Consider the following 20,087-nt stretch of genomic DNA (forward strand, 5'->3'; position numbering starts at 1 on the left):
TCGACCAGCCAGCCGATCACGCCGATATCCGCCCAGGTCAGCGTCGGGTAGTTAAAGATGGAGGAGTATTTCATCTGCCCGTCGAGCATCTTCTGGTAGATGTCTTCGCGAGCGCAGCCGAGCGTTTCCGCCGCGCTGTAGAGATAGAGGCCATGCCCGGCTTCGTCCTGCACCTTCGCCAGCAGAATCGCTTTACGGCGAAGCGTTGGGGCGCGGGTGATCCAGTTGCCTTCCGGCAGCATGCCGACGATTTCTGAATGCGCATGCTGGCCAATCTGGCGGATCAGCGTTTTGCGGTACGCATCCGGCATCCAGTCCTGCGGTTCGATGGCTGTTTCCTGCGCGATGCGCTGGTCAAAGCGTTGTTCTTCTGTCACGTCATCACCTTATGATTCCGATAAATTCAACAAATCATTTTTTGCGAATCACTTTGTTTTATGAAAGTTACATCTTAGTTAAATAAAACCACAAATTTTGTTTACGAATTTTGTGATACATACCGCAATCACCGCTGATTTATCGCAGGCAAACCGAATGTTAATCAATGCACGTAAGGTGCCCGCGATCGCATTGTTAACAAATTATTAAAATCTGACTTGCATTTAATGATTCATGAAAGAACTATTAATGGCGAGAATTCGTAACATATCTGGAGAAACACCATGCAGCAGTTAGCCAGCTATTTGTCCGGCGTCTGGCAAACCGGCCGGGGCCGCGCCCGTACTATCCACCACGCCATCAGCGGTGAGCCGCTGTGGGAAGTGACAAGCGAAGGGCTGGATATGGCGCAGGCGCGCCGTTTTGCAATTGAGCACGGCGGCAAAGCGCTTCAGGCGATGACCTTTATTGAACGCAGTGCGATGCTGAAAGCAGTCGCCAAACATCTGATGGAATTGAAGGCCGACTTCTACGCCATCTCCGCCCAGACCGGCGCAACGCGCGGCGATAGCTGGGTGGATATCGAGGGCGGTATAGGCACCCTCTTCACCTACGCCAGTCTGGGCGGTCGCGAGCTACCGGATGACGTACTGTGGCCGGAGGATGAGCAGATCCCGTTGTCCAAACAGGGCGGCTTTGCCGCGCGCCACGTGCTGACGTCGAAATCCGGCGTGGCGGTGCATATCAATGCCTTTAACTTCCCCTGCTGGGGCATGTTAGAGAAACTGGCGCCGACCTGGCTTGCCGGGATGCCTGCCATCATCAAACCGGCGACCGCCACCGCCCAACTCACCCAGGCGATGGTCAAAGCCATTATCGACAGCGGCCTGGTACCGAACGGCGCGATTAGCCTTATCTGCGGTAGCGCGGGCGACCTGCTCGACCATCTCGACAGCCAGGACGTGGTGACCTTTACCGGTTCGGCACATACCGGGCAGCAGCTGCGCGTGCATCCGAATCTGGTGGCGAAGTCTGTCCCCTTCACCATGGAAGCGGACTCGCTGAACTGCTGTGTGCTGGGCGACGATGTCACCCCAGAGCAGCCGGAATTTGCGCTGTTTATCCGTGAAGTGGTGCGTGAGATGACCACCAAGGCCGGGCAAAAATGTACCGCCATCCGCCGCATTATCGTGCCGCAGGCGCAGGTAAGCGCAGTCAGTGAGGCGTTGATTGCCCGTCTGCAAAAAGTGGTCGTCGGCGATCCGGCGCAGGAAGGCGTGAAGATGGGCGCGCTGGTGAACAGTGAACAGCGTCAGGACGTGCAGGATAACGTCAACCGTCTGGTGGAGGCCGGTTGCGAAGTACTGTTGGGCGGCAAGGCGGATCTCACCTCGGCTGGGGCATTCTTCCCGCCAACCCTGCTGTTCTGCGCGCAGCCGGATGAAATCTCCGCGGTACATGCCATTGAAGCCTTTGGTCCGGTTGCCACCCTGATGCCGTATCAGAATACCGAACACGCGATGACGTTGGCTCGTGCCGGTGAAGGCAGCCTGGCCGGAACGCTGGTAACCGCCAGCGGAGAACTGGCGCGTGAGTTTATCCTCGGTGCCGCCCGCGCTCACGGGCGTATTCAGGTGTTAAACGAGGAATCCTCCGCGGAATCCACCGGCCACGGTTCCCCGCTGCCGCAATTGGTACATGGCGGCCCGGGACGTGCAGGCGGCGGTGAAGAGCTGGGCGGCCTGCGCGCGGTGAAACATTACATGCAGCGCACCGCTATTCAGGGCAGCCCCACCATGCTGGCTGCCGTTAGCCAGCAGTGGGTACGCGGCGCGCAGGTGGTGGAAGATCGTATTCACCCGTTCCGTAAATACTTCGAAGAGATCCAGCCTGGCGATAGCCTGTTGACCCCGCGTCGTACCTTAACCGAAGCGGATATCGTCAACTTTGCCTGCCTCAGCGGCGACCACTTCTATGCCCATATGGACAAGATTGCGGCAGCCGATTCCATTTTCGGCGAGCGCGTGGTACACGGCTACTTTCTGATTTCCGCGGCGGCCGGTCTGTTTGTTGACGCGGGCGTCGGTCCGGTGATTGCTAACTACGGCATGGAAAACCTGCGCTTTATTGAGCCGGTTAAGCCGGGCGATACCATCCAGGTGCGCCTCACCTGCAAGCGTAAAACGGTCAAACGCCAGCGCAACGCCGAAGAGAAAGCCACCGGCGTGGTGGAATGGGCGGTGGAGATTTTCAACCAGCATCAGCAGGCAGTGGCGCTGTATTCCATTCTGACATTGGTCGCGCGTCAGCACGGGGATTTCCCGGCGTAAGCGGTGGTGACGTCCGGCAATTCAAACATTCATGCCTCTGCGGAGGCATTTTTTGTAACTGGCAAAACTGACAAATAACCTGGCAAGCGCAAGCAAACGTCTCGTGACGATCGGCTGTTAGGGTATGAGACTGAAGCCGAAGTAGCAGCGGCAAGGCACAACATAACGATAAGATGAGGTCACAATGTCAACAGGCTCGATTCGTTCAAACCGTAAAACAGCGCTGGCGCTGGCCGTCGCCCTGTTCTGCGCCTGGCAAGCTCCGGCCTTCGCCCACGGCGGCGAAGCGCATATGGTTCCGATGGACAAAACCCTGCAAGATTTCGGCGCTGACGTGCAGTGGGATGACTACGCGCAGATGTACACCCTGATCAAAGACGGCGCATTCGTGAAGGTGAAACCGGGTGCGAAAACCGCGGTTGTCAACGGCAAAACCCTGAACCTACAGGTGCCGGTGGTGATGAAAGACGGTAAAGCGTGGGTATCCGATACCTTTATCAACGACGTTTTCCAGTCTGGCCTCGATCAAACCTTCCAGGTTGAGAAAGTGCCTCACCCGCTGAACTCACTCTCCTCCGCTGAAATCAGCGAAGCGGTCACCATCGTGAAGGCCGCGCCAGAGTTCCAGCCGAACACCCGTTTTACCGAGATTTCCCTGCACGAGCCGGACAAAAAGGCGGTGTGGGAGTTTGCCTTAAAGGGCACTCCGGTTAACACTCCGCGCACTGCCGATGTGGTGATGCTGGACGGCAAGCACGTGATTGAAGCCGTGGTTGACCTGCAGAACAAAAAAGTCCTCTCCTGGAAGCCGATTAAAGACGCGCACGGCATGGTGCTGATTGACGACTTCGTCAGCGTGCAGAACATCATTAACGCCAGCAGCGAATTTGCTGAGGTACTGAAAAAACACGGCATCAAAGACACCACTAAAGTCATCACCACCCCGCTGACCGTCGGCTACTTCGACGGTAAAGACGGCCTGAAGCAGGACGCGCGCCTGCTGAAAGTGGTGAGCTATCTGGATACCGGTGACGGCAACTATTGGGCGCACCCGATCGAAAATCTGGTGGCGGTGGTTGACCTTGAACAGAAGAAAATCATCAAGATTGAAGAAGGCCCGGTTATTCCCGTACCGATGGAGTCTCGTCCATTTGATGGCCGGGACCGCGTAGCCAAGGCGGTGAAACCGCTGGAAATTATTGAACCTGAGGGTAAAAACTACACTATCACCGGCGATATGATCCACTGGCAGAACTGGGACTTCCACCTGCGCCTGAACTCCCGCGTGGGGCCGATTCTCTCCACCGTGACCTATAACGACAACGGCACCAAACGCCAGGTGATGTACGAAGGTTCGCTCGGCGGGATGATCGTGCCCTACGGCGACCCGGACGTAGGCTGGTACTTCAAAGCCTATCTGGATTCCGGCGACTACGGCATGGGCACCCTGACCTCGCCTATCGCGCGCGGTAAAGATGCCCCGAACAACGCCGTGCTGCTGGATGAGACCATCGCCGACTACACCGGTACGCCTACCACCATTCCTCGCGCGGTGGCGGTATTCGAGCGCTACGCCGGGCCGGAGTATAAACACCAGGAGATGGGCCAGCCGAACGTCAGCACCGAGCGTCGTGAACTGGTGGTTCGCTGGATCAGTACCGTGGGTAACTACGACTATATCTTCGACTGGGTATTCCACGAAAATGGCACCATCGGTATCGATGCCGGCGCCACCGGTATTGAAGCGGTTAAGGGCGTGAAGGCCAAAACCATGCACGATCCAAGCGCCAAAGAGGATACCCGCTACGGTACGCTGATCGATCATAATATCGTCGGCACCACCCACCAGCATATTTATAACTTCCGTCTCGACCTCGACGTGGACGGCGAAAATAACACCCTGGTGGCAATGGACCCGGAAGTGAAGCCGAACACCTCGGGCGGCCCGCGTACCAGTACGATGCAGGTCAATCAGTATACGATTGAGTCTGAGCAGAAAGCGGCGCAGAAATTCGATCCGGGTACCATTCGCCTGCTGAGCAATACCACCAAAGAGAACCGCATGGGGAACCCGATTTCGTATCAGATTATCCCTTATGCCGGTGGTACCCACCCGGCTGCAACCGGCGCGAAGTTTGCCCCGGACGAATGGATCTACCATCGTCTGAGCTTTATGGATAAACAGCTGTGGGTTACCCGCTATCACCAGGAAGAGCGCTATCCGGAAGGGAAATACCCGAACCGGTCCGTTCACGATACCGGCCTCGGGCAGTATGCGAAAGATGACGAATCGCTGAGCAACCAGGACGATGTGGTGTGGATCACGACCGGCACCACCCACGTGGCGCGCGCCGAAGAGTGGCCGATTATGCCAACCGAATGGGCCCATGCGCTGCTGAAGCCGTGGAACTTCTTTGACGAGACGCCGACGCTGGGCGAGAAGAAGAAATAATTCACAGCCTCGAATAGCCTCAGCAATGAGGCTATTCCCTCCCTAAAACGCGATTAATCGCGCGCTCCCCCTGATATTAACGCCCTTTCGATTGCCCCCATTGTTCTTTCATTATTTTTACTAACCCCAGATGAAACATTCTTATTAAAGCGTTTTTTATCGTTTCACTTGATGACGATGTTTTATGAATAAGATATAAATTCCTTTCTTGATATTAACATTTTAACAACATCATTAAGGTTAAAAAATGACGCAGGTTGGCATTATTGGTTGGCGCGGGATGGTGGGTTCTGTTTTGCTGCAGAGAATGCTGGAGGAGAATGATTTCAATGGCATTTCCGCCCATTTCTTTAGCACCTCCAGTGCGGGTGGTCACGGTCCGGTTATTGATGGCATCCGCTATACGCTGAAGGATGCGCATTCTATTGAGGCGCTTGCTGAAATGGATATTATCATTACCTGTCAGGGTGGTGAATATACTAAGGCTATTTACCCCGCTCTGCTTGAATATGGCTGGAAGGGTTACTGGATTGATGCCGCTTCGGCGCTGCGTATGGACGAGAGAGCCTGTATTATTCTTGATCCCGTTAACCGTAAGAATATCGATCGCGCCGTCAACGATGGTATTAAACTTTTTGTCGGCGGCAACTGCTCTATTACATTAAGCCTGATGGGCCTTGCCGGTTTGATAAACGCAGACCTGATAGAGTGGATGAGCGTCATGACCTACCAGTCGGCTTCCGGCGCCGGTGCCAAACACGTTCGCGAACTCATCGCGCAAAGCGCTTATATCAGCCAACATTTGTCGCCCGATGAGCTGGAAAATCCAGGCTCGGTCCTGCCTTTAGTCAACAAAGTGAGCGAGTTGATTCACAGTGATAAGATGCCCATCGACAACTTTGGCGCACCGCTAATGGGGAGCATTATTCCGTGGATCGACAGCGACTTAGGGGATGGAAACAGCCGGGAAGAGTGGAAAGGCGAAGCGGAAACGAACAAAATTCTGGGCCTTCCCGTGGGGACCATCCCGGTCAACGGTTTGTGCATTCGTGTTGGCGTGATTCGCTGCCATAGCGCGGCTATCACGCTAAAACTCAAGCGCGAAGTCAGTGAGGCCGAGTTTGAAGCATTGGTGACGCATTCCCATCCCTGGGTGAACTATGTGCCAAACAATAAGGAGGCAAGCGTGGCTCAATTGACCCCTGCCCACATCAGCGGTTCTCTTCAGGTGGGTATTGGTCGCTTTAAAAAAATGGCGCTGAACAATGACCCTATCTACTCGGTACTGACCGTGGGCGATCAGCTGCTTTGGGGGGCAGCAGAGCCGCTGCGTCGTATGCTGAATATCTTGTTGAATAGAATTTAACGATGAAAAGCAGCGCAGGATAGAGAGTGATTGAGGAATATTCTGCGGCTGTGGATTGAGCACAAAATGGCCCGGGGAAGCCTGGGCCAGCTTGTTTTTTGCGCCGTAAATTTAGCACCACTTTGGTAACTTCGCGTTGTGCAATATGTTCCGCTTTTCGCGCGAATCAGTCTGCGGTAACGTAACGGAAAAATTTCTCCGGATTCAACAAACATGCCTTCCCTCGAAACGTTTATGACTTTCCTTCTCGCGCTGACGCTTCTGGAGATTTCTCCGGGGCCAGACATGATGCTGACTATCGCCAGAGGCGTCGGCCAGGGAAGACGTATTGCCCTTCTTACCGTTCTGGGTAATGTCTTTGTCGCAGGTTTTGTGCAAGTCTCTTTTCTTGTTCTGGGGCTGGTTACCGTCGTTCATGCGTGGCCGGTTGCGCTAGACCTCCTGAGGTGGGTGGGCGCAGCTTATCTGATGTGGCTGGGCATAAAAATGATTGCGACTTCCGGAACCGATACCCGGCTACGAAAAACGGCAAAAATTTCTGACTGGAATGCCGTTAAGGAAGGCGCCCTGAATAGCCTCACTAACCCAAAATCCCTGCTGTTTATGTTTGCTTTTCTGCCTCAATTTGTCGATCCCGCCGCGGGTCCTGTCTGGCTGCAATTGCTTGTGCTGGGCAGTATCCAAAAACTGGCAGGAATTGTTTCACTGGGCTCCGTCGCAATGGCATCAGGAACATTTGGAAACTGGCTAGGCCAGCACCCAGGGTTTATCAAATGGCAGGAACGTTTTACCGGTTTTGTGATGATAGGACTTGGTATCCGCATGCTGTTGAGCGGCTCTGGTGTAGTAACGAAAGCTGTCAGGTAATTTTACTGAAATGATGGGCGAAATGTCCGCTTCGTGCCAGAAGCGGACATTGCTAAGTCTGCATTGCATTCACTGGAGACGTACAATGCAGACGATTAAATTACCTCTGCCAGTCACTGAAAACCTCCAAATGAGGCCCAGCCGAGGGCTGTTGACTGGCTATTTCAGCTTCTGTCTCAGATCGATGTAGACATTAGTCAGCTTTGCGACATTGGCTTCATCCATGGAGAGCGCTGAGAAGTCCACAAACCAGTTTCCAGTACTATGCTTATTGATAACAAATAGCTTTTTACCGTTCACGAAGCGATACTCAACATCGTAGTCTTTATGGGTCCACGAAAGATTATCCAGAATAGTAAATTTTGTCGGCTGCGCTGGATTTTGCGGATCCCATTTTAAAAAGTCGGTGTACATGGTTATCCAACTTTCGAGACTGTCCTTGGTGACATATCCGAAGTGACTCGACATATCCCCACCGTTGTATATAGCCATTACTGCGTATTTGCCTTTATCGTCAAGGCGAAGAATTCCATCAAAACCATCTTTGTACTGCGGTTCATTAACCAGCATCACTTCAACACCGGTTTTGTACTGTGTCCAGGTATAATAGAAAGCTGGTTTTCCTGGCGTTGAACACCCTGCCGTAAGTAACAAAAATATAAACCCTAAAATTCTAATCATCATTATTCCTTACTTAATAAAAACCATGTCTTTATCACAGTCAATATGTTATCTAACTTCAGTGCATAACATCCATGTTATATCGGCAAAAAAAAACCTTTCATGAGCGGTTATCTGAACTACATATGACGCCTCACCAGATTGTGATTCAATCAGTAGAGAACCGTCCGCTCCTCGCTCACAGCGGACCTTCACCTCAGTGACCTAGTCCGCTTCGTGCCAGAAGCAGAAGTTAACTACGGATAAAATTCAGCGCCTCACACCCAGAGCCGCTGCATAACGGCAATAAGCTACACTTGTTCATTATTTCCAAAACAGGAAAGCCTTCCGCTGCTTCAACGGTGTGTGTTTGACATCGCGCAGTTGGGACATTTTGATCAACAACGAGCATGGCCAGCTAACGATGAAATTGATACTTGTTCGACACGCAGAAACAGAGTGGAATTTGGAAGGAATTATTCAGGGGCACAGCGATAGCCCCTTGACCTGTCGGGGTTTGCGTGAAACATCCGTCCTACTAGCAGCGTTTAGTGCAAGTGAGTATCAAATAGAGAGTGTTTACGCTTCTCCGCTTGGGCGTGCCTGGCAAATGGGGCAAAGCCTGGCTGAACACTTTCATTGTTCACTGACGGCTGAACCGGCCCTTAAAGAGCAGGCCTTTGGTCAGTTTGAAGGTATGCCGTTAGAACTACTCAGACAAAAACATCCGAACGATGCAAATGCGTTATTCAGGCTTGATGCAGAGTATTGTCCACCTGGGGGGGAGTCACTGGCGCATGCTTCTCAGCGAGTTATGCGTTTTTTACAAAACCTGGAAGATACCTCATCACATCAACAAACAATATGTATTGTGTCTCACGGGCATGTCAGTCAGGGCACTCTGGCAATTCTTAAAGAAGGGACTGTCAATAGTTTCCCTCGCTATGCTCACCCCAATGCAAGTTATTCTGTTATCGACCTGATTAATGGAAAATGTATCGGCCTAAAGTGGGGGATTGCTACACATTTACGTCACCTGAATTAGTGGCCACCTTGCAATCATTGAACACCCATCCTGCCAGAGCTATCATTATTTAAGCACAATTTCAGCTAGCGGACCTTCACCCCAGTAAACTCGTCCGCTCAGTGCCAGAAGCGGACGTTTATATGACCGGCAATCGCGCTTCTCCGGTCAACTCTACAACCCAAACGGTGGGTACTTCGACATCAGATATTTTATGCCCAGGCTTTTGATATTTCAGCAGAACCGGTAACAAAAGCATGTTGAGGCAGAATTTTTTCAAGTAAAAACAAATTGGTGTCATGATCTGGATCGGCACAACAATCTCTCGCAATCACCAGCCGGTAATCCAGGTCAAAAGCTTGCCCAACGGTAGACAGCACAACGCCACTTGTGGTGACGCCAGTAAGAATCAAGGTTTCTATTCCCTGCGCCCTAAGAACCAAATCGAGTTCAGTAAAGGAGAAAGCCCCCACTCTGTGTTTAACAATGACGACCTCATTCTCTTCAGGAGCGACATCTGCATGAATGGCCGTACTCTCGTTATCAACCATAAAAATGCCATTCTCTTTAATTGACGAGAAAATCGTGTTGTTGTGACTGACTTCAGGGTAACCCTTGCGGAATCCGACACTCACGTAGATAACCGTTACGCCAGCTGCGCGTGCGGTAGATATCAGCGATGCCGTGTTGCGAATAACATCCCTGGCACTCTCTTGCGGGAGGAAGTTGTTGAGGATGAGCATCTGAAAGTCCATTACCAGCAGCGCGCTATTTTTATTGATATTACTGAGTTGAGTCGTCATAAAATCTCCGGGATTTGCAGGTAAAAGGCAATGCCGTCAGTCAACGCGTTGCTGACTGACGATAAATTTTGAGGTTCCAGGCTGCTCCGAGCAGCAGTATGCAACTGGTTGCCAGGAAGACAGCTCGCATACCGATATGCCCGCCGACAAAGCCGCCGATCAACGGCCCGATGAACTGACCTGCGAACTGTGCCGCTACGGAATAACCGAGGATGCTACCTACCATTCCTTCTGGTACACGATGACGTATTACCGCCGCCATACATGGCAGTAATCCACCTAGTGCCAGCCCCATAAGGAAACGCAGAGCAATAAGCTGCCAGCCTGAGGAAACAAACCCCTGAGGAATAAGCAGAAAACCGGCTGTCGCCAATGCCATTGTGATAATGCGTAAATGTCCTATCCTGTCAGCCAGTTTTCCAAGCCAGGATGCAGAAATAATGCTGCCCAGGGCTGCGGCAGCCATTACATATCCTGCCACTTTGGTTATCTGAGAAGCGTCACTGACGAGAGTTCGCACATAGACCGTAATAATGGGCTCTATCGACATGTTGGCCAGCATCAGCAGCAGACCGGTGCAAAGCATGCAAATAATGACAGTACGGGCAGGCAACTGCGACCAGCTCACTGCCGTTTTTGCCAGCGTATTCTCAGGCTTTTGCACCTCTTCGCGAATGAGAGTGAGGGTCATGATAAAGGACAGAAATATCAGCGCACCTGCACAGAAAAACGTGGTTCGAATGCCGAGCAGACCAGGGAGCCACCCTCCAGCAAGTGGACCGATAAGATTGCCCGCCATTACACCGGATGAAACAATCCCCAACGCCCAGGCTGCACGTTCTCTGGGAGCCTGGACTGCGATAAGAATTGTCGCGCCGGATGAGTAGCCACCAGCCAGACCAACTAACAACCTTAGTCCGACAAGTTGCCATATATTGGTCACCAGCCCCATAAGCGAAACAGTCACCGACATGCCAAGGCTGGCTCTCACGAGCATCGACTTGCGTCCATATCTGTCACCGAGTTTCCCCCAGACAGGGGCGATCAACCCGGCAGTGATAAACGTTGCGCTGAATGCTACGCCAGACCATTGCACGACCGCAGCATGCCCACTAACACCCAGTTCTTCGACATACAAAGGCAGAAACGGCAGCATAAGGGTCATTGCGAAGACCGTTGAGAACGAGCCAATGAAGCAAACAAGCAGGTTTCGCTGCCAGAAGCTGTTATAGAATTGGGTCATAGAAGCACTCTTTCTTGGTATACCAATTTGGTATACCATATCGATTGCGCATCTTACTGTCAATTTGCGGGAGAACATTGTTGTTATGAGTCAAGCATCAGAAGTTGAAAACCAATTAAGAAAACTGATACTCAGTATGGAGCTGGGGCCAGGAGAACGACTTACCGAGCGCTGGGCTGAAGCAACGTTTAACGCATCCCGAACGCCTGTGCGAGCCGCATTACAAAAACTGGAGTCAGAAGGACTGGTCCGTCGTGATGGGCTGCGCTGGTTAGTGGCGCCGATCGATGTCGCAGAAGTTGAACAGCTATGTATTTACCGGGAAGTACTGGAAGTGGCGGCATTAAAACTAGCAGCCAGCCAGATGACAGAAGAACAACTCAACGGTCTGGAAAACCTGCTCAAAACGAAGACTACTGATGTGTCAGAAGAGGTGATGGAGGATGCCGGGACACGATTCCATCTACAGCTGGCCCGTCTTTGTCAGAATGCGTTTATTTTCGAAGGGGTTAGCGATGCCCTGCGCCGGCTTTCACGGGCACGATGGCTCGACAAAGCACCATCGAATCCCGCATGGGAAGATCATCAAGAGATAATAGCTGCGCTTAGGTCGCGGGAGACTGAAAAAGCGGCAGAGTTACTCGCCGTTCATCTCAGCGAAAGCCGCCTTCGCCTACTGGAAGCCATCAATTCAAGTAAACGGAGCTTGAGGGCAAGAGGTATTGCTATCTCCTGATTAAGCGGTGAGTTTTTACGACAACATGACAGAGGTCCGCTCCTCGCTCACATCGGACCTTTAGCTCAGTCAGCAATGTCCGCCTTGTGCCAGGGCGGACGTGGAAAACAAGAGTCTTAGTTGGTCAACGGGGAGCTGGTCAGCGGTTGTTGTCAATGCCAGGCTTCAAAGTTTTAAATATTGCATTCACAATGGTAGGGATTCTACACATGAAAAAACAATTATTACTGCTTATATTGCTCGTCACTTCCCAATCGTGGGCAAATCAACCCTCCCCAGAGGAGCAAGCTAAACAAATGGCTGAAGCAGCATGTCTATACCAATACAATGTCATCTACTCTCGCTTTACTTTGGGTTTTTCTGAGGAAAAAGCAATTCAAGCATCGTCTCAAATACTAACTAATTATTTGGAGAGTCATAAAGAAAATGCAGGGGATTTTTTTCTCTCCTCGATTCGTAGAAGCACAATTGTACAATTACGGGAGTTAGAAGTAAATATAGCGGCAGTGCAGCAATTAAGAGATCCCCCATCAGATTTTAAAGATAATTTTTTATCCTCTTGTAATGAAATGAAAAAAGAGCAGTTGGAAGCTATGCATGTTTTTGGTTAAATCCACCATACATGCTGATGTGCTTATTTTTCGGCCATCGCATTTGTTACTTTTGAGCGTCACTCATAGCATATTTCGCCACGCTTCAGGCGGTCCACTGCGTTCCAGGAGGAGACGTTGCTAACTACAGTCTTAGTTGGTCAACGGGGAGCTGGTCAGTATTTCTGCTCATCACTTTCGCAGACCCAACCGTATAAAATTATGCGGGAATAAAGGCGTAATCATTATCTTATCGTTAAAAATAAATAGCTTAGGTGATATGGAGATGACATCGTAGATATTATCGACAATGAGTTATAGATGGGTTCTGAACACGGGCACATCGGCATCATCCGCTATGACAAATACTGTTTCATTGCCTAAGCCGCTCCCATTAAACATATCATGAGTAAGTTCATAATCGCTGAAATCCATTTCCGACCATATGAGATTACCGCTATACCATGGATATTGATGAAAAATATCCATTACCATACTCAAATCATCCCCTTCCACAACATCAAAATCTGCCTTGAGCAACTCCTTACATCCCTCAAACAATGTCATGTCCACTCCCTTTGTGGCTGTATATTTTTATCATAACCTCCCGGGAGGATTGTCTAAAGGAATTATGAACTTCCGCTCCTCGCCCACAGCAGACCTTCTGTCCGCAAAACCTCGAGTTATTTTTCTTCCCTGTAACGGGAAAGGCGGTGCTCAAGGTTAGTCCGAACCTGCGGCCACTCATCATCAATTATGCTGTAGCGTATGGAAGTCCGTTTTCGACCATCAGGCATAATGCGTTCATTTCTGATGATGCTTTCCTGAACCGCGCCAATACGGAGAATGGCTGCCTGCGAGCGCTCATTCAATACATCAGTCGTAAACTGAACGCGAACACACTTCAGTTGCTCAAAAGCGTATTGCAGCAGTAACAGTTTACTCTCGGTATTTGCAGCTGTTTTTTGCCAGCTTTGGGAATACCAGGTGTGGCCTATTTCGAGTTTTCGGTTTTCTCGATCAAGCTTCCAGAAACGTGTTGACCCAATGACGCGTTGGTCGGATGAAAGCGTTACCGCAAACGGCATGACTGTGCCTTCAGCCTGCCCCTTCAGGGCTTTCTGAATGTAGGAATCGGCGGTGTCAGCAGACGGAACCACCGTAAATGGCAGGGACCAGAGCTCCCCATCCGCTGCCGCATCAATCAATAGCTGAGCATCTGTCTCAAGCAGAGGACGGAGCGTGACTAGCGATCCTTGCAATGTAGGCGTCATATTTGTGACCTCACCGTTATTCTGTGTCGATGGATTGGACTGAATAATCCTGTTCCGAATGGCTTACTATGCCCCGTTTGCATTGAATAAGCGACTCATCAACAGGCGATTATCTGCTCACTGCTCATGATGGTAGCTTGTACGCTCGGCGCCATTACCTGACGTTATATCCTTTTATGCTAATTCCCTTAATGTTGTATATCCCTGTTCGCTTAATTCGCTTGCCCTTTTTATCCGTAATAGTCGCTGTAATTGTGCTACAACGAATGGAATACCGTTCATCAATCACCAGCCGAATTGCTTCTGAAGGGTCTTCCACCTCCAGGAGGTCGTCAGTTTTATCCAGGCCAAATGGTACAAGGTGAAAGGCGGTTTTTCCCGTTGATTTTCTGGTTATCTTCACAGGGTACAGTACATCACCACTTTTATGGATCAATTCAAGGCGTTCAGTGTAAATCATGGCAATTCTCCAGGGTTTGTCTACATGACAGTACAAATCGAAGCCAGGAGATACAACAAAAAAAGATCGGCAAAGATAAAATAGCCTAACGCACATCATAATTCATTGAATTAGATACAAATAATCATAGATACTTTGAGCGGCGATAATCTTTTACTGTTGTTTCGCTTGTAGGCCTGATGACGCAACGCTTGTCAGGCCTACAGGTTCGTTGCGATACGTGACTATCGCGCTTTTGCACCAATCAGAAATATTCCGTTTCGTGGTTTGAAACCCAGAACAGAATTGAGCCACGATATTCCTCATTTGCAGAGGATATCAGCGAGCATTTATCGGCATTGCCATCAACAGTATAAGAACAACTCTGTTTCACGCGCACAGTCGCCCCCCCTCTTTTCGACACGATTTCTGAATCAACAAACTGTGCGCTTCCTGACGGATAAAAAATACGCTGGTCGGTGTTATCCTGGTAGTTTCGGATACGTACGGGTAATTGGCTATTGCCATATTCATATCGTTCTACCACTTCGCCCGTACTTTTATCGACAATAGTCTCAAGCAACCCACGTATATTGTAGTTAAGGGTATATTGCCCTGTTTCATTTTCAAGCTCAGTGATTTCGCAGCGACCATTAATTTTTCCGGTAATGTGCTGACCATTAAAAGAGGTTAACGCCCCTTCTTTATTGACCAAATGAAAAATACGAGTGTTCTCCTTGTCAACCATATTGATATGAGTAAAACAGCCGTTACGGTCATATCTTACTTCCGTCATCACCCTGAGTTTGCCGTTAACATCCCGAATCCACTGCACACTATGTTTGACGTTGCCGATGGTTGGATCATGCTCAAACAAAAGAGCAGCATTTAAGACCGCCGGTTTAAATTGCGTAATAGCTGCGGCATTAAATGATGCAGCGAAAAGAAACAGACTGCAAAGCGCCCTTACTTTCATTATTTATTCCTTTATGCAAGCCGTTTATCAAATTTGTTGCAAATAGCCATGGGTATGTTCGGTGTCAGCGGCCGCTGTTAATACGGGAGAACCACCAGGCCATTCTAGCGTCTTCCTGAAACAAGTTATATTCCGGTTTCTGGTAGGGCTTGCTCGGCTGTGGGTATTTTTAGCTGCAACACGGCCTCTGACTTGATATACTGGATATAATCACAGTGTAAGGGGCAAATCATGGCCGTTGAAATAAAATATGTTGTCGTAAGAAAAGGTGAAGAGAAAATGACATTTGCCAGTAAGAAAGAGGCTGACGCTCACGACAGACTGCTCGATATGGCAGAAGCGTTTACCGACTTCCTGTTGCAAAGCGGAATGCCGATGGATGAAACGCAGGCAGAAGATCTTGGTCTGTATCTCGCCGAGCAGAAAGTGACCGTGCAGCATATTTTACGCACCAGCAAGCTGCCGGAGATGAATACCGCAACGAAAACCGACACTCCAGCGTCTGATACGGCTGACAGTAAAAAAATTAAAGCCGTGAAGGCAGCCTGAATACCAGAACGTAACCTCACCGCTCCTGGAGCCGTAAGCAGAACACTGCTTGCGGCTTTTATTCTGCAAGGTGCCATCATCCATCCCTTGATGGACCTCATACATCAAGAATTAAGCGTATCTGGCAGGCTCTCATCGACAAATCAAAAGCAGGCTAACGTGTAAACTCATCGAAGATATCCACGTTCATACCCTATCTTCGCCAGGAGAGTCGCCGATGTTTAGCCACATGCGTATTGCCAGACCCGTCACCAATATTGAACGGTCTTTTTTGATGTACAGTCAGGGGCTGGGGCTGCAGAAAATTGCTGAATTCAACGACCATGACGGTTTCAACGGAATCATGTTAGGCCGGGAAGGCTTAGGCTGGCATATCGAATTGACTCATTGCGAATACCATCCGGTTCAACCGCTGCATACCGAAGAGGATTTACTCGTTCTTTATTATCCGGATGAAAAGGAATGGATGCATGCTTGCCAGAAAATGACCGATGCCGGTTTTATCATGACAAAATCATTCAACCCTTACTGGGACGTGAACGGGAAGACATTTGTTGACGTCGATGGATACAGAGTCGTTATCCAGAACAAAGCGTGGGGGTAGGACACGTACTCGTCAGCGCGTGTCCCCTGCTCGCCTGTATCCCGGTGAGTAAGGTGACCTCCCCGGCAATCAGTTAATCTGAATGACGATTTTGCCAAACGCGCCTTTATCGAGGTAGTTTAGCGCCTCTGGTAATTCGTCGAAGCGGAAAGATTTGTCGATAACCGGTTTCAGGGCAATCGTGTCAACGGCACGAACCAGATCTTCCAGCGCCCGCCGATGGCCAACGCCAATCCCCTGAACGGTTGGCGATTTGAGCAACAGTAATCCCCCTGGTGCTGAGGTGTCGTGCGTGTCCATCATCCCAATGAGTGAGATACGACCGTGCGACGCCACCGCGCGAACAGAATCGGCAAAATTACGGCCACCAACGGTATCCACAACGTGATCGATACCTCGCTGATGAGTCAGCCGATAGACCGCGTCAACCCAGTCCTCTTTGTTGCGGTTAATACCATGATCAGCGCCAAGGGCCACCGCTGCTGCCAGCTTGTCGTCACTGGATGAGGTAATAAACACTTCGGCCCCCATCGCTTTGGCAATCTGAAGGACAAAGATCGCCACGCCGCCCGTGCCCTGAACCAGTACGGTTTCACCGGCATGCAGGTGGCCACGCTCAACCAGGGCAAACCAGGCCGTCAGCCCCGCACACACCAGCGTACTGGCCTGCGCGTCGTTGAGCGTTCGTGGCGCCGCAACCAGCCACGCTTCACGCATCACGACGTATTCCGCCAGAACGCCCTGGATAGCGTACCCCAGGGTGTTGTAATGCGGATTGGCGGCATTATTTTCCAGCTTGCCATCAATCCAGTCGGCGTTAAAAGAAGAAATCACGCGATCGCCAGGGCGAAAACGGGTCACCCCAGGCCCAACGGCCTCGACCACGCCAGCCATATCGGAACCGGGGGTGAAAGGCATGGGCATACCGTTCCCCATTCCCCCTTCAATAATGACCTTATCCCGGTAGTTAAGAGCGACCGCATTCACCCGCACCAGGACTTCATTCTGGCCGGGCTGCGGGATTTCTGCTTCGGTGAGTTTGAGATTCTGACGTCCGGTTTCGTTTAGCGTCCAACGTTTCATCGTACGGTTCATGGCGATTCCTGCAAAGTTAATCACGGATGTTATGGATGGTAACATTGCGCTTTACGCTACAGTGGAGATAGTATTTCCTCTGATTGATTCCTGAATGGCAACAATATGAAAAGTGAATTGAACAGTATTCCCGTCTTTGTCGCCGCGGCTGAATCGGTGAGCTTTTCACAGGCTGCCGCCAAACTTCACGTCACGCGTTCGGCGGTAGCCAAAACCGTCTCCCGGCTTGAGGAAAGATTAGGCGTAACCCTTTTTAGCCGTACCACCCGCAGCCAGAGTCTGACCGACGAAGGCTCGCTTTATTACGAATACTGTCGCCGGGCGCTGGCGGAAATCAAAACGGCAGAGGATATCCTGGACAGCGGCAAACTCCAGGCAAACGGCAAACTACGGGTGTCCGTTCCTGTTCTGCTCGGCCACTTGTGTATTGCGCCGCTATTATCGGCGCTGGCAAAAGAACATCCGCAGCTGATACTGGAAATCTCGTTCAGCGATCGCCAGGTTGATTTGTCAGAAGAAGGGTTCGATCTGGCCGTCAGGATCGGCGCACTGGCCGACAGCAGTAGCCTGATTGCACGGCAGCTGGCCTCGCACACCATGGTTTTCTGCGCCTCTGCGGATTATCTCCGCCACGCCGGTGAGCCCACTTGTGCAGAAGACCTTCATCAACACGAGGCGGTGGCCTACATTCATTCCGGGCGCATTCTCAAATGGCGAGTGCAAAATGAGCGTGGGGAAGCAATCGAGATGAATCCTCCTGCCAGAATCATGATGGATGATATGCAGGCGGTAAAAGACAGTGCGTTAACGGGAGCGGGGATTGTCTGGCTGCCCTACTGGCTGGTCAAAGAGCAACTGCTTAACGGCGAACTGAAACAAATATTAAAAGCGCAGTCTTCGGGAACGTGGCCAGTTTATGCCGTATGGCTGAGAACGCCCCATCCTTCTCTTAAGGTCCGGCTGGCCGTCGATAAACTGATAAGCGAGTTGCCCGCGATGATGACTGTCGCATAAACGCCGGAACTCGCCTGGTTGCCTGATGGCGCTTCGCTTATCAGGCCTACAGAATATGGCGATAGGTTTAAGTATCGCCTCAACCGTAGGCCACCCGGCATCACTCAGTAACGAACACACACCGACTTGGTTTCACACCAGTCGTTCAGCCAGTCCGGGCCAAAATCACGCCCCGTGCCCGACTGTTTCATGCCGCCAAACGGCAAGTTAGCATCAATCAGCGTATGGCTGTTGACCCATACCGTGCCGGCCTGCAGGCGGTCGGTATAGTTCAGCGCCTGGGTCAGGTCGCGGGTCCAGACGCTGGCGGTCAGGCCGAAGTCGCTGTCGTTGGCCAGGCGCAGGGCCTCTTCGCCGTCGGTGACGCGCACCAGGTTCACGACCGGGCCAAACACTTCTTCGCGGGTTAAGCGTAGGTTGGCGTCCGGGTTGATAACAAGCGTCGGCGGAATGTAGAAACCCTGCGCGTCCGGGCCGCCGTTGCCGGCGATCAGCTCTGCATTCTGTTTACGTGCCTCGTCCAGATAAGCCGCCACTTTAGCGCAGTGCGCCTGAGAAACCACCGGGTTAATCTGTGTGGTCTCCAGCATACCTGGCCCCACCTGCAGCGATTTCACCGCCTGCTCGAAACCGCTCACCAGGGTGTCGAACAGCGGCGCTTCAATATAGATGCGTGAACTGGCCGCGCACACCTGCCCCTGATTGAGGAAGCTGCCGGTCATCAGCCCTTCAATCACCCACGCCGGGTCGGCGTCTTTCAGGACGATCGCCGGGTTTTTCCCGCCCAGTTCCAGCGTGACGCGGGTCAGCCTGTCGGCGGCAACGCGGGCAATCTGTTTGCCAGTGGCGGTCGAGCCGGTAAAGCTCACCTTGGCCACATGTGGATGCGAGGTTAACGCCGCACCGCACTCGGCGCCGCTACCGGTGACCACGTTGAAAATACCTTCCGGCACCCCGGCCTCGATAGCCAGTTCAGCCACGCGCAGCATCGTCAGCGGCGTAGTTTCAGATGGCTTAATCACGATAGAGCACCCCGCCGCCAGCGCGGGCATCACCTTCCACATGCCGATCATCAGCGGGAAGTTCCACGGCACGATACCGGCAACCACCCCGACCGGCTCTTTTTTGGTCCACGCCTGATAGCGCGCGCCCGGCGGGAACGGAATGGAAACATCCAACGTGCGGCCGCTGATTTTAGTGGTTAATCCGGCGGTGTAGCGCATCCAGTTCAGCGTACAGCCCACTTCGAAAGCGCGGGAGATATTGATCGATTTGCCCTGCTCCAACGTTTCCAGCTGGGCCAGTTCTTCGCCGTTCTGTTCAACGAGGTCAGCAAAACGCAGCAAAATACGTTCACGTTCCGCAGGCGTTCGACCGGCCCAACTGCGGGAAACAAACGCGCGCCAGGCGGACATCACCGCGCGATCAACGTCGGCCGCATTGGCATCGGCCGTGGTGGCAATCGCTTTGCCGGTCGCCGGATCCCAAACGGTGAGACGTTTTTCACTCTGCGCCGCCTGCTGCGCGCCATCAATAAACAGGCCATGCTGACGGTCTAAAAATTGCTGCACGCCTGGGAGCAGCGCTACCTGTGCTGAGGACATATCGTCTCCTTATTCTTCGCGGTTAGTCATTTCAGTCTACGGCGGGTCTGAAGAAGTCGCTTTTGTCTCTGTGACATTCGCTT

18 protein-coding genes and 2 pseudogenes are annotated in these 20,087 nt (G+C 51.6%); 10 read left to right on the plus strand and 10 right to left on the minus strand.

The window, feature by feature from the left end:
• A partial coding sequence (locus ACW14G_RS10695; RefSeq protein WP_455648587.1) for a Phenylacetic acid catabolic protein occupies positions 1–377 on the minus strand: 377 nt, incomplete at its 3' end.
• A 285-nt stretch (positions 378–662) separates the two neighbouring features.
• Here ACW14G_RS10695 and paaZ point away from each other — a divergent pair.
• The 4 genes from paaZ (at position 663) to ACW14G_RS10715 (ending at position 7,393) form a co-directional block, all read left to right on the plus strand.
• Positions 663–2,708 carry a phenylacetic acid degradation bifunctional protein PaaZ gene (paaZ, locus tag ACW14G_RS10700; RefSeq protein ID WP_249021832.1) on the plus strand — a complete coding sequence of 682 codons (2,046 nt, stop codon included), beginning with the start codon at positions 663–665 and terminating at the stop codon, positions 2,706–2,708.
• Positions 2,709–2,892: 184 nt separating this feature from the next.
• Positions 2,893–5,160 carry a primary-amine oxidase gene (gene tynA, locus ACW14G_RS10705; RefSeq protein WP_249021833.1) on the plus strand — a complete coding sequence of 756 codons (2,268 nt, stop codon included), beginning with the start codon at positions 2,893–2,895 and terminating at the stop codon, positions 5,158–5,160.
• Between the two features lie 247 nt (positions 5,161–5,407).
• Entirely contained in the window at positions 5,408–6,526 is a 1,119-nt protein-coding gene (gene asd / locus ACW14G_RS10710) for an aspartate-semialdehyde dehydrogenase (protein WP_249021834.1), read from the plus strand.
• Positions 6,527–6,739: 213 nt separating this feature from the next.
• Entirely contained in the window at positions 6,740–7,393 is a 654-nt protein-coding gene (locus tag ACW14G_RS10715) for a LysE family translocator (RefSeq protein WP_249021835.1), read from the plus strand.
• A 159-nt stretch (positions 7,394–7,552) separates the two neighbouring features.
• On the opposite strand, the gene ACW14G_RS10720 is transcribed toward ACW14G_RS10715, so the two are convergent.
• Positions 7,553–8,077, minus strand: coding sequence for a hypothetical protein (locus tag ACW14G_RS10720; protein ID WP_223802586.1), 525 nt, complete (start codon positions 8,075–8,077; stop codon positions 7,553–7,555).
• A gap of 400 nt (positions 8,078–8,477) precedes the next feature.
• Here ACW14G_RS10720 and ACW14G_RS10725 point away from each other — a divergent pair, with 400 nt between their 5' ends.
• The gene (locus ACW14G_RS10725) at positions 8,478–9,098 is read left to right on the plus strand and encodes a histidine phosphatase family protein (protein ID WP_455648564.1); all 621 of its coding nucleotides are present in this window, start codon (positions 8,478–8,480) and stop codon (positions 9,096–9,098) included.
• Positions 9,099–9,288: 190 nt separating this feature from the next.
• Here ACW14G_RS10725 and ACW14G_RS10730 read toward each other — a convergent pair.
• Positions 9,289–9,880, minus strand: a pseudogene (locus ACW14G_RS10730) (cysteine hydrolase family protein); the annotation flags it as partial.
• 40 nt (positions 9,881–9,920) lie between these two features.
• The gene (locus tag ACW14G_RS10735; RefSeq protein WP_249021837.1) at positions 9,921–11,123 is read right to left on the minus strand and encodes an MFS transporter; all 1,203 of its coding nucleotides are present in this window, start codon (positions 11,121–11,123) and stop codon (positions 9,921–9,923) included.
• An 85-nt stretch (positions 11,124–11,208) separates the two neighbouring features.
• Between ACW14G_RS10735 and ACW14G_RS10740 the strand changes: the two genes are divergently transcribed.
• Both ACW14G_RS10740 and ACW14G_RS10745 read left to right on the plus strand, forming a co-directional pair.
• Entirely contained in the window at positions 11,209–11,859 is a 651-nt protein-coding gene (locus tag ACW14G_RS10740) for a GntR family transcriptional regulator (protein ID WP_249021838.1), read from the plus strand.
• 209 nt (positions 11,860–12,068) lie between these two features.
• On the plus strand, positions 12,069–12,470 hold the full coding sequence (locus ACW14G_RS10745; protein WP_419058688.1) for a hypothetical protein: 402 nt from the start codon (positions 12,069–12,071) through the stop codon (positions 12,468–12,470).
• A 171-nt stretch (positions 12,471–12,641) separates the two neighbouring features.
• On the opposite strand, the pseudogene ACW14G_RS10750 reads toward ACW14G_RS10745, so the two are convergent.
• The 4 genes and pseudogenes from ACW14G_RS10750 to ACW14G_RS10765 form a co-directional block, all read right to left on the minus strand.
• Positions 12,642–13,016, minus strand: a pseudogene (locus tag ACW14G_RS10750) (CDI toxin immunity protein).
• 116 nt (positions 13,017–13,132) lie between these two features.
• Positions 13,133–13,723 (minus strand): GNAT family N-acetyltransferase, encoded by a 591-nt coding sequence (locus tag ACW14G_RS10755; RefSeq protein ID WP_163449598.1) that lies wholly within the window; start codon positions 13,721–13,723, stop codon positions 13,133–13,135.
• A gap of 154 nt (positions 13,724–13,877) precedes the next feature.
• Positions 13,878–14,183: a transposase gene (locus tag ACW14G_RS10760; protein ID WP_167575881.1), complete on the minus strand. Its 306-nt coding sequence runs from the start codon at positions 14,181–14,183 to the stop codon at positions 13,878–13,880.
• Positions 14,184–14,427: 244 nt separating this feature from the next.
• Positions 14,428–15,138, minus strand: a complete 711-nt coding sequence (locus ACW14G_RS10765) for a YnfC family lipoprotein (RefSeq protein ID WP_249021839.1) — start codon at positions 15,136–15,138, stop codon at positions 14,428–14,430.
• Positions 15,139–15,369: 231 nt separating this feature from the next.
• Between ACW14G_RS10765 and ACW14G_RS10770 the strand changes: the two genes are divergently transcribed.
• Together ACW14G_RS10770 and ACW14G_RS10775 are read left to right on the plus strand one after the other, a co-directional pair.
• Positions 15,370–15,687: a YebG family protein gene (locus ACW14G_RS10770; RefSeq protein ID WP_223802579.1), complete on the plus strand. Its 318-nt coding sequence runs from the start codon at positions 15,370–15,372 to the stop codon at positions 15,685–15,687.
• Positions 15,688–15,904: 217 nt separating this feature from the next.
• Positions 15,905–16,291, plus strand: a complete 387-nt coding sequence (locus ACW14G_RS10775; protein WP_163449594.1) for a VOC family protein — start codon at positions 15,905–15,907, stop codon at positions 16,289–16,291.
• 69 nt (positions 16,292–16,360) lie between these two features.
• On the opposite strand, the gene ACW14G_RS10780 is transcribed toward ACW14G_RS10775, so the two are convergent.
• The gene (locus ACW14G_RS10780) at positions 16,361–17,386 is read right to left on the minus strand and encodes a zinc-dependent alcohol dehydrogenase family protein (protein WP_249021840.1); all 1,026 of its coding nucleotides are present in this window, start codon (positions 17,384–17,386) and stop codon (positions 16,361–16,363) included.
• A gap of 105 nt (positions 17,387–17,491) precedes the next feature.
• Here ACW14G_RS10780 and ACW14G_RS10785 point away from each other — a divergent pair, with 105 nt between their 5' ends.
• The gene (locus ACW14G_RS10785; RefSeq protein ID WP_249021841.1) at positions 17,492–18,400 is read left to right on the plus strand and encodes a LysR substrate-binding domain-containing protein; all 909 of its coding nucleotides are present in this window, start codon (positions 17,492–17,494) and stop codon (positions 18,398–18,400) included.
• A 104-nt stretch (positions 18,401–18,504) separates the two neighbouring features.
• On the opposite strand, the gene ACW14G_RS10790 is transcribed toward ACW14G_RS10785, so the two are convergent.
• Positions 18,505–20,004, minus strand: a complete 1,500-nt coding sequence (locus ACW14G_RS10790) for an aldehyde dehydrogenase family protein (protein WP_249021842.1) — start codon at positions 20,002–20,004, stop codon at positions 18,505–18,507.
• Positions 20,005–20,087 lie beyond the last annotated feature (83 nt).

The organism is Kluyvera sp. (assembly GCF_965301105.1).

Coding starts and splice junctions, on each gene's coding strand:
- paaZ (WP_249021832.1), top strand. CDS start 663: ATGCAGCAGTTAGCCAGCTATTTGTCCGGCGTCTGGCAAACCGGCCGG.
- tynA (WP_249021833.1), top strand. CDS start 2,893: ATGTCAACAGGCTCGATTCGTTCAAACCGTAAAACAGCGCTGGCGCTG.
- asd (WP_249021834.1), top strand. CDS start 5,408: ATGACGCAGGTTGGCATTATTGGTTGGCGCGGGATGGTGGGTTCTGTT.
- ACW14G_RS10715 (WP_249021835.1), top strand. CDS start 6,740: ATGCCTTCCCTCGAAACGTTTATGACTTTCCTTCTCGCGCTGACGCTT.
- ACW14G_RS10720 (WP_223802586.1), bottom strand. CDS start 8,077: ATGATGATTAGAATTTTAGGGTTTATATTTTTGTTACTTACGGCAGGG.
- ACW14G_RS10725 (WP_455648564.1), top strand. CDS start 8,478: ATGAAATTGATACTTGTTCGACACGCAGAAACAGAGTGGAATTTGGAA.
- ACW14G_RS10735 (WP_249021837.1), bottom strand. CDS start 11,123: ATGACCCAATTCTATAACAGCTTCTGGCAGCGAAACCTGCTTGTTTGC.
- ACW14G_RS10740 (WP_249021838.1), top strand. CDS start 11,209: ATGAGTCAAGCATCAGAAGTTGAAAACCAATTAAGAAAACTGATACTC.
- ACW14G_RS10745 (WP_419058688.1), top strand. CDS start 12,069: ATGAAAAAACAATTATTACTGCTTATATTGCTCGTCACTTCCCAATCG.
- ACW14G_RS10755 (WP_163449598.1), bottom strand. CDS start 13,723: ATGACGCCTACATTGCAAGGATCGCTAGTCACGCTCCGTCCTCTGCTT.
- ACW14G_RS10760 (WP_167575881.1), bottom strand. CDS start 14,183: ATGATTTACACTGAACGCCTTGAATTGATCCATAAAAGTGGTGATGTA.
- ACW14G_RS10765 (WP_249021839.1), bottom strand. CDS start 15,138: ATGAAAGTAAGGGCGCTTTGCAGTCTGTTTCTTTTCGCTGCATCATTT.
- ACW14G_RS10770 (WP_223802579.1), top strand. CDS start 15,370: ATGGCCGTTGAAATAAAATATGTTGTCGTAAGAAAAGGTGAAGAGAAA.
- ACW14G_RS10775 (WP_163449594.1), top strand. CDS start 15,905: ATGTTTAGCCACATGCGTATTGCCAGACCCGTCACCAATATTGAACGG.
- ACW14G_RS10780 (WP_249021840.1), bottom strand. CDS start 17,386: ATGAACCGTACGATGAAACGTTGGACGCTAAACGAAACCGGACGTCAG.
- ACW14G_RS10785 (WP_249021841.1), top strand. CDS start 17,492: ATGAAAAGTGAATTGAACAGTATTCCCGTCTTTGTCGCCGCGGCTGAA.
- ACW14G_RS10790 (WP_249021842.1), bottom strand. CDS start 20,004: ATGTCCTCAGCACAGGTAGCGCTGCTCCCAGGCGTGCAGCAATTTTTA.